The organism is Bradyrhizobium sp. (assembly GCF_017881085.1).
Classification (GTDB): domain Bacteria; phylum Pseudomonadota; class Alphaproteobacteria; order Rhizobiales; family Xanthobacteraceae; genus Bradyrhizobium.
The window spans coordinates 22,082-28,302 of record NZ_JADGRI010000024.1; the positions used below are offsets into that span (position 1 = coordinate 22,082).

The window sequence follows — 6,221 nt, forward strand, 5'->3', positions numbered from 1 at the left end:
GACGACGTAGGGAGTGCAGCAATGCCAACTCAACTTCACGATCTCGCCCGCAGCACCGATAATGTCGTCATCGTCGGCGGCGGACTCGCCGGACTGTTCTGCGCGCTGAAACTGGCGCCGCGCCCGGTCACCGTGATTTCCGCGGCACCTCTGGGTCAGGGTGCCTCGACGGCGTGGGCGCAAGGCGGCATCGCCGCCGCGGTCGCGGAAGGCGACAGCGCGGAGGCGCACGCGGCCGACACGGTCGCGGCCGGCGCGGGCCTCGTCGATGCGGCGATCGCGCTCGGGATCGCGCGCGAAGCCGGTGCCCGCATCCATGACCTCCTGCAGTACGGCGTTCCCTTCGATCGCGACCTCGAAGGCAGGCTCGCGGTCGGCCGCGAGGCCGCGCATTCGGCGCGGCGTATCGTCCATGTGCGCGGCGACATGGCGGGCAACGCGATCATCTCGGCGCTGACCGAAGCCGTGCGCAACACGCCCTCGATCCGGGTGATCGAAGGCTATGTCGCTGAAGCGCTTCTTACCGAGGGCGGCGCGGTTACCGGGCTGCAGCTGCGTCCCGTCGGCGACGCCCTCGCAAGACCCGTGACCATCGCTTCGCGCGCGCTGGTGCTGGCGACCGGCGGCATCGGGCATCTCTATGCCGTGACCACCAATCCGGCGGAAGCCAGCGGGCTCGGTTTGGCGATCGCCGCGCGTGCCGGCGCCGTCATCGCCGATCCCGAATTCGTCCAGTTCCACCCGACCGCGATCATGGTCGGCCGCGATCCGGCGCCGCTCGCGACGGAGGCCTTGCGCGGCGAAGGCGCCACTTTGATCGACGACAGCGGCGAACGCTTCATGCCGGCGCGGCATTCGCTGGCTGAACTGGCGCCGCGCGACATCGTCGCGCGCGGCGTGTTCGTGGAGATCGCCGCCGGCCATGGCGCCTTTCTCGACGCGCGCGCGGCGCTCGGCGCGCGATTTAGCGGAAAATTCCCGACCGTCTACGCAAGCTGCATGGCGGCCGGCATCGACCCCGCAAAACAGCCGATCCCGGTGGCGCCCGCCGCGCATTATCATATGGGCGGCATCGAAGTGGATGCGCATGGCCGTACCTCGCTGAGGGGATTGTGGGCCGGCGGTGAAGTATCGTCGACCGGCGCGCATGGCGCCAACCGGCTGGCGTCGAACTCCTTGCTCGAAGCCGTGGTCTATGCCGCGCGCATCGCCGACGATATCGGCGGCAGCACACTTCCCGCGCCTGGCCGCCGGGCGGCGGCGGCGACGGACATGCGAAATTCCGCAATGCCTGCGCAGCAGGAAGCGAGGCTGCGCGCGATGATGACCTCGCATGTCGGCGTCATCCGCGATGGCGAGCATCTCGCCGAGGCCGTGCGGACATTCGCCTGGCTCGAGCGCGATGCCGGCAATATCGCGCTGCGCAACATGGCAACCTCGGCGCTGCTGGTCGCGGCCTCGGCGTGGGCGCGACAGGAAAGCCGCGGCGCGCAGTACCGCATCGATTATCCGGCCGAGCGGCCGGAGCTCAAGCATCGTACCAGGACCACGCTCGCGGCGGCGCGGGAGATCGCGACCTCGCTCGCCGACCGCGCCGCGGTGCGCGCACCGCAACCGATGATCGCCTGAAACGGAGACTGACATTGTGACCACACCCGCCTCACTGTTGCACCCGGACGCGTTCCTTTCGCCGCTCGCCATCGACGAGGCCGTGCAGCGCGCGCTGCAGGAAGATCTCGGCCGCGCCGGAGACATCACTTCGATGGTCACCATTCCGGAAACAACCCCTGCCCGCGCCATCCTGGTGGCCCGGCAGGCCGGCGTGATCGCCGGACTGCCGCTGGGTGTAGCAACATTTCAAAAGCTCTCGCCTGACATCAGCATCCAGGCGCATCATCGCGACGGCGCAACCGTCGCCGCCGGCGTGCAGGTGCTGACGATCTCGGGCCCGGCGCGCGCCGTGCTGGCCGGCGAGCGCACCGCGCTGAATTTCATCGGCCGGCTGTCCGGTATCGCCACCCACACCTCCGATTATGTCCGCCATACCGCCGGCACCGGAATGCGCATCTACTGCACCCGCAAGACTACGCCGGGCCTGCGCGCGCTGGAGAAATACGCCGTGCGCTGTGGCGGCGGCTTCAATCACCGCTTCGGGCTCGACGACGCGGTCCTGATCAAGGACAATCACATCGCGATTGCCGGCGGCATCAGGCCGGTGCTGGAGCGCGCGCGTGCCCATATCGGCCATCTGGTCAAGGTCGAGATCGAAGTCGATAATCTGACGCAGCTGCGCGAGGTTCTCGACAGCGGGCTCGCCGACGTGGTGCTGCTCGACAATATGGATATCGCAGACCTGACCGAGGCCGTGAAACTGGCAAAAGAACGCGTGGTGCTGGAGGCTTCCGGCGGCGTCACCCTGGATTCGATCGCCGGCATCGCCGCCACCGGCGTCGACTACGCCTCGGCCGGCGCGCTGACGCATTCGGCGCCGAATTTCGACGTGGCGCTGGATATCGATGCGTGAGCGCTAGCGCCGCACCGTCGTCTCGGATATCTCCGCCGAGCTCTTGGCTTCTTCCGTGAGCTCCGCCGAGATGGCAGCGGTCTGCTTTGCCGTCCCCCAGCTCGGCGCGTCGCTGCCGTCGCCCCAGGCGCGCGGGCGGTAGAAGGTGTGGACGCCGAACTTGTACATCTTCTTCATTTCGTTGACCCAGGACGGGTGCACCCAATAGGCGTGGTAATGCGTCGACTTCCCCACTTCCGGCAGCCAGAGCTGGCCGTCGAGCATCGCCTTGGCGATCTTTTTGGCGCGGTCCCACATGTCGGGCTCGCGCACCACGTCGGCGACGTTATCGCAGGCAAATGTGAACTGGCAGGCGTAGTGGCGATGCTTGTTCTGGTAGACCACGCCGCACACGGTGGTCGGATAGAAACCGGAGAAGGTGCGGTTCATCACCACCTGCGCCACCGCGATCTGGCCGCGCACGGCTTCGCCGCGGGCCTCGAAATAGACGGCTTCGGCGAGGCACTTCTCGGATTTGGCGCGCGATTTCTCGTCCAGCAGGCCGAGGCGTTCGGCCGGCGTCTTGGCGCGCTGATTGTCGGAATTGACTTCGCCCTTGACGGCGACGCTCTCGCCGCTCTCGATCGCCATGGAGGGTACGTCTGACGGCAGCGACGCCGTCGCCTTCAGGTCGGGATCGGGCAGCGTGCCCGGCATCACGATCGATGGTTCCTCGCCGGGCTGCCAGCGCTCGATGCTTTCCGCCGGGGCGCCCAGCGAGGAGCTTCCGAAGAACAGGCTGGCGGTTTTAACCGAAAAGCCGTCGCGCGAAGGTGCAGGATCCAGCGCCAGCGGCGAAGCGTCCGACGTGGTCTTCAGGTCTTCGACCGGCTTTGCCCCGAGTGACACCGAAACATCGTATTGCGCAAGCGGCGGCGCGCTCAGCGCTTCCTGAAGTTCGGGATCGAGCGGTGGTTTTTCGCCAGACGGTGCCGCGGCGGTTTTTGCACCCTTGACCGAAGCGTTCGACGTCGAGGGATCCTCGAGCGAGGGCGCGGCATTGGCCGGCGCGACCGTCTCGGGCCGGGCGACGACCAGGCGGTCGCCCTTCAGCGTGCGATCGACCCTGGGGAAATCGGAAGCCTGATAGCGCGGTGGCGGCGCAGTGATCGGGTTGCGCGTCACCGAACCGGTGATGTCGATGCCCTGGTTGTTGAGGCTGGCCAGAACATAGTTTGCCGGATGCGGAATCGATGTTCCGATCGGGCGGCCGAAGCTGTAAGTGGCGACCTGAATACTGCTGGCGGCGGAGAATACCCGCTTCTGCCAGCGTTCCGCCACTCCCGGCTGGCGAGCCAGCAGCGAGGCGATATCCTGATATCCGATTTCTGTCGGCATCAATGCGAAGACGCAAAGGCCGATTCCGAAGGACGCGAACTGCGCGCCCTTCGGCCGGTTACGCACTACTGACATCGATACGCTCACGCAACGCTTACAATGGTCGAACTTCAGTACATCCGTGCAATTCGATCCTTTTTGTTGGTATCGAATTTAGGTTGCCGGGGAGTTAATCGGCGTTGCCCGCGCGATACAGGCAAGCGATAGCTGCGACTGGCGCGATCGTATCGAAAACGTTGGTAAACAGCGGTTCGATCGAAGTGGTAAATATCCGGTCAACAAAAATGATGAAGTAATTTTTCGCGGCGTGCGGATTTGTTCCCCAGGCAACTACGGGTTCCGTGTCGCTACAGGCTGGGTGATCGCCTTATCGAACAGTCATTCCGGGGCGCGCATTTGCGCGAACCCGCAATGACCTCAGGACTTACGCCTGGCTGGCGACGGTCTTGCCGAGCGCGGCCTGCGCCGCCGCGAGCCGCGCGATCGGCACGCGGTAGGGCGAGCAGGAGACGTAGTCGAGCCCGATCTGGTGGCAGAACGCGACGGAGGCCGGATCGCCGCCATGCTCGCCGCAAATCCCGACCTTGATATTCGGACGGGTCTTGCGCCCGCGCGCCACGCCGATCTTCACCAGTTCGCCGACGCCGTCGCGATCGACCGAGATGAACGGATCGATCTCGAAGATGCCCTTGGCGATATAGGTGCCGAGGAAGCTCGCGGCGTCGTCGCGGCTGATGCCGTAGGTGGTCTGGGTCAGGTCGTTGGTGCCGAACGAGAAGAACTCCGCGGTCTTGGCGATTTCGCCGGCCATCAGGCAGGCGCGCGGCAGCTCGATCATGGTGCCGACCTGATAGGTCAGTTTGGTACCGGTCTCCTTCATCACCGACTGCGCTGTCGCGTCGATCCGCGCCTTGACCAGATCGAACTCGGCCTTGGTCGCGATCAGCGGCACCATCACCTCGAGGCCGACCGCCTTGCCGGTGCGTTTTCCGGCTTCGACCGCGGCTTCGAAGATCGCGCGGGCCTGCATCTCCGCGATTTCCGGATAGGCAACCGCGAGGCGGCAGCCGCGGAAGCCGAGCATCGGATTGAATTCGGCGAGATCGCGGGCGCGATCGGCCAGCCTGCGCGGATCGGTGTTCATCGCGCGCGCGACTTCCTCGATCTCGGCCTGGGTGTGCGGCAGGAACTCGTGCAGCGGCGGATCGAGCAGCCGGATCGTCACCGGCAGGCCCTTCATGATCTCGAACAGTTCGACAAAATCGGCGCGCTGCATCGGCAGCAGTTTCGAAAGCGCGGCGCGGCGGGCCTGTTCGTCCTCGGCGAGGATCATCTCGCGCACGGTGCGGATCCGCGTTTCCTCGAAGAACATATGCTCGGTGCGGCAAAGCCCGATGCCCTCGGCGCCGAACTTGATGGCGGTGCGCGCATCCTCCGGTGTGTCGCCATTGACGCGAACCCCGAGCTTGCGGACGGAATCGGCCCAGCCCATCAGGGTGCCGAACTCGCCCGACAATTCCGGCTCGATCATCGGCATCCGCCCGGCCAGCACCTGGCCCACCGAGCCGTCGATGGTGATGACATCGCCGGTCTTGAAGGTGCGCGAACCGATGCTCATGGTGCCGCGGCCGTAATCGACGCGGATGGTGCCGCAGCCGGAGACGCAGGGCTTGCCCATGCCGCGCGCGACCACCGCGGCATGCGAGGTCATGCCGCCGCGCGTGGTCAGGATGCCTTCGGCCGCGTGCATGCCGTGGATGTCTTCGGGGCTGGTCTCGATCCGGACCAGGATCACTTTACGTCCGTCGGCCTGCAGCTTCGCGGCCTCGTCGGAAGAGAACACGATTTCGCCGGAGGCAGCACCGGGCGACGCCGGCAGGCCGGTGGCGATGACGTCGCGCTTGGCGGAGGGATCGATGGTCGGATGCAGCAACTGATCCAGCGAGGCCGGATCGATCCGCATCACCGCGTCTTTCTTGGAGATCAGCCCTTCATTGGCGAGTTCGACGGCGATGCGCAGCGCGGCCTTGGCGGTGCGCTTGCCGCCGCGGGTCTGCAGCATCCACAGTTTGCCCTGCTCGATCGTGAACTCCATGTCCTGCATGTCGCGGTAATGCTTTTCAAGCAGGGTGTAGATTCGCGTCAGCTCCTTGAACGCCGCGGGCATCGCGGTTTCCATCGACGGCTTGTCGGAGCCGGACTCCTTGCGCGCATATTCGGTGATGTCCTGCGGCGTGCGGATGCCCGCCACCACGTCCTCGCCCTGCGCGTTGATCAGGAATTCGCCGTACAATTTGCTCTCGCCGGTCGAGGGATTGCG

At 66.0% G+C, this 6,221-nt stretch carries 4 protein-coding genes; 2 read left to right on the top strand and 2 right to left on the bottom strand.

The genetic code is table 11. The features are described 5' to 3' along the window. The first annotated feature begins 21 nt into the window (after positions 1-21). Together QZ213_RS04175 and nadC are read left to right on the top strand one after the other, a co-directional pair. On the top strand, positions 22-1,629 hold the full coding sequence (locus tag QZ213_RS04175; protein ID WP_291684793.1) for an L-aspartate oxidase: 1,608 nt from the start codon (positions 22-24) through the stop codon (positions 1,627-1,629). A gap of 16 nt (positions 1,630-1,645) precedes the next feature. Beyond that, positions 1,646-2,524, top strand: a complete 879-nt coding sequence (gene nadC / locus QZ213_RS04180; RefSeq protein ID WP_291684794.1) for a carboxylating nicotinate-nucleotide diphosphorylase — start codon at positions 1,646-1,648, stop codon at positions 2,522-2,524. A gap of 3 nt (positions 2,525-2,527) precedes the next feature. Here the strand turns inward: nadC and QZ213_RS04185 are convergent, their stop codons facing one another. Together QZ213_RS04185 and ppdK are read right to left on the bottom strand one after the other, a co-directional pair. Next, the gene (locus QZ213_RS04185; protein WP_291684795.1) at positions 2,528-3,976 is read right to left on the bottom strand and encodes a cell wall hydrolase; all 1,449 of its coding nucleotides are present in this window, start codon (positions 3,974-3,976) and stop codon (positions 2,528-2,530) included. A gap of 349 nt (positions 3,977-4,325) precedes the next feature. After that, positions 4,326-6,221: pyruvate, phosphate dikinase (gene ppdK / locus QZ213_RS04190; RefSeq protein ID WP_291684796.1), on the bottom strand; the 1,896-nt coding region annotated here is incomplete at its 5' end.